The following is a 1,793-nucleotide window of genomic DNA, read 5'->3' on the forward strand; positions in this document are numbered from 1 at the left end:
ATCAAGGACTATTGCCCGGTGGTCGAGTTCGGGCTGGTCGGCAAGACCATGCACATGGTCGACGAGCGCGTCGCCATTGCCGACCTCGAGACGCTGACGCAAATCTACCAGCGCTTCATAGAAGACTGGTTCGGACAGGGCTGAACAGCATGCTTTCGGCGGACGAAACCCAAGCTTCGCTGACGGGCGCCTGGCGATTGATGCTCGGCAGAGCCGACGGCCTGCGCCTGCTCGACCTGTCGGCCGACGGCTTCTGGAATTCCTTCTTCGCCATTGTCGTTGCAGCACCGGCGCTGATCGTCGGCTGGGTCGGCATCGCCAACGAAATCGGCGATCCCGACGCCTTCGCGGGGCGCTTCAGCATGCTGGTGCGCCTGGCGACGGTCGACATCGGCTCCTGGGTGCTGCCGCTGGTTGCGCTCGCTTTCATCGCGCCGCGCGCCGGCATAGGCGGCCGCTTCGTCCACTACGTCGTTGCCAGCAACTGGGCTTCGGCCATCACCGCCTGGCTGATGCTGCCTTCGGCGCTGATCCGGCTTTTCCTGTCGTCCGCAAGCCAGGTTTCGAGCCTTGTGTCGCTGTTCCTCTTTGCCCTTTCTATGGTGCTGACCTGGCGCATGACAAATGCCACGATGGGCAGGGGCGCAGCGGTCGGCACGGCCGTTTTCGTCGGCATGTTCATTGCGTCGCTGCTGGTGCTGTTCGGCCTGCAGACGTTGCTCGGCATCACCGTCCCGGACGATGTCGGAGTTCAGAGCCTTTCCGGGCTCGTCTCGATCGGATAATCGACACCGGTGAGAAACAGCCCGTCGGGCGGCGCCACCTGGCCGCAGGCGGCGCGGTCGCGCGCCTCGAGCGATGTTTTCAGGTCGGCCGCGCTCCAGCCGCCGTCGCCGACACGCTTGAGCGAGCCGACCATCGAACGCACCTGGTTGTGCAGGAACGAGCGCGCCGAAGCCCTGACCTCGACCATGTCGCCTTGTCGGCTCACATCGAGCCGTTCCAGCGTCCTGATCGGGCTGTTGGCCTGGCACTGGGTCGAGCGGAAGGTGGTAAAGTCATGCCGTCCGAGCAGGACCTTTGCCGCTTCGTGCATGGCGCCGGCGTCGAGCCGCTTCGGCACCCACCACACCTTGCCCTTGTCGAGCGCGGCCGGCGCGCGGCGGTTCAGGATGCGGTAGAGATAGTGGCGGCCAATGGCCGAGAAGCGGGCGTCGAAACTGTCGGAGACCACCGTCGCTTTCAGGATGGCGATGCGCGCCCCGGCCGCCTGCAGATGGGCGTTGACGGCATCGCGCACCTTGTCGCTCGGCCACGCCTTGACGAGGTCGACATGCGCCACCTGCGCGGTCGCATGCACGCCGGCATCGGTGCGGCCGGCGGCGCGCAGCCTGATCGCTTCGCCGCAGAATTTTTCGATCGCCTGTTCGATCGCCTGCTGCACCGAAGGCTGATCCGCCTGGTGCTGCCAGCCGGCAAACAGGCTGCCGTCATATTCGATGTCGAGGCGAAAACGCGGCATTTGCGGCTAGAGCTCTCGCCTCGAGCAATTCCAGGAAAAGTGTGAAACGGTTTTCCGTTCGGAATTGCGTTAAAACAAAGAGGAGTGCAGTTCGCCGTTTCCGTGAAAACGGCTGACTGTTCTACGCGGCGAGAGCGGTGAAGGCGGAGGCGTAGACCAGCCTGCCTGCTTCTGGCGCGTCACCCCAGGCCAGCGCCTGCAGCGCTTCGCCCTGGTATTCGCTTTCGAAGTTCTCGGCACGCGTGTGGCTATAGCCGAAACGCCCGTAATA

2 protein-coding genes and 2 pseudogenes are annotated in these 1,793 nt (G+C 64.4%); 2 read left to right on the forward strand and 2 right to left on the reverse strand.

Going from position 1 to position 1,793, the window contains the following annotated elements:
- Positions 1–144, forward strand: a pseudogene (locus ENZ75_RS35430) (succinyl-diaminopimelate desuccinylase); the annotation flags it as partial.
- Positions 145–149: 5 nt separating this feature from the next.
- Complete coding sequence (locus tag ENZ75_RS30710; protein WP_063169726.1) at positions 150–785, forward strand: hypothetical protein; 636 nt, start codon at positions 150–152, stop codon at positions 783–785.
- Here the strand turns inward: ENZ75_RS30710 and truA are convergent.
- Positions 752–1,522, reverse strand: a complete 771-nt coding sequence (gene truA / locus ENZ75_RS30715) for a tRNA pseudouridine(38-40) synthase TruA (protein WP_063169727.1) — start codon at positions 1,520–1,522, stop codon at positions 752–754. The genes ENZ75_RS30710 and truA overlap by 34 nt on opposite strands.
- A gap of 121 nt (positions 1,523–1,643) precedes the next feature.
- A pseudogene (locus ENZ75_RS35780) lies at positions 1,644–1,793 on the reverse strand (N-acetyltransferase); the annotation flags it as partial.

The organism is Mesorhizobium sp. M7A.F.Ca.CA.002.04.1.1 (genome assembly GCF_004022805.1).
GTDB classification, from domain to species: domain Bacteria; phylum Pseudomonadota; class Alphaproteobacteria; order Rhizobiales; family Rhizobiaceae; genus Mesorhizobium; species Mesorhizobium ciceri.

Excerpts from the sequence above, each read along its gene's own strand:
- truA (WP_063169727.1), bottom strand. The coding sequence starts at position 1,522 with ATGCCGCGTTTTCGCCTCGACATCGAATATGACGGCAGCCTGTTTGCC.
- ENZ75_RS30710 (WP_063169726.1), top strand. The coding sequence starts at position 150 with ATGCTTTCGGCGGACGAAACCCAAGCTTCGCTGACGGGCGCCTGGCGA.